This window comes from Prevotella sp. TF12-30 (assembly GCF_003436715.1).
GTDB classification, from domain to species: Bacteria; Bacteroidota; Bacteroidia; order Bacteroidales; family Bacteroidaceae; genus Prevotella; species Prevotella copri_A.
Window position 1 is genome coordinate 1 of sequence record NZ_QSQJ01000078.1, and the last position, 290, is coordinate 290.

1 pseudogene is annotated in these 290 nt (G+C 48.3%); it reads right to left on the minus strand.

What is annotated here, in order from left to right:
• Nucleotides 1-236 (minus strand): annotated as a pseudogene (locus DXD25_RS17280) (hypothetical protein); the annotation flags it as partial.
• Nucleotides 237-290: the final 54 nt, after the last annotated feature.

Here is a 290-nt window from a genome sequence, read left to right on the forward strand (position 1 = left end):
AGACGGTTGTGGCTGTCGTAAGTCCATTGCGTCACGTAGGTTGCTATCGCCTGGTTAGGCACAATCATCGTGCGGCGGGTCTTTGTCACCTCGCCCATCTTGCCATAGAAGTATTCGATGGCACCTGTTCCATCCTCACGGAGCATCAGACGACCGATGCGGTTGTGGGATGCGTTGCGGCCAGATAAATATTCCGCGACGAAAGCCTGTATATATATATTGACACTAGCGTTCACAACAACAAGGCGTTAGATTCTACATATAGTATAAGTATAGGAAAGGTAAACAGA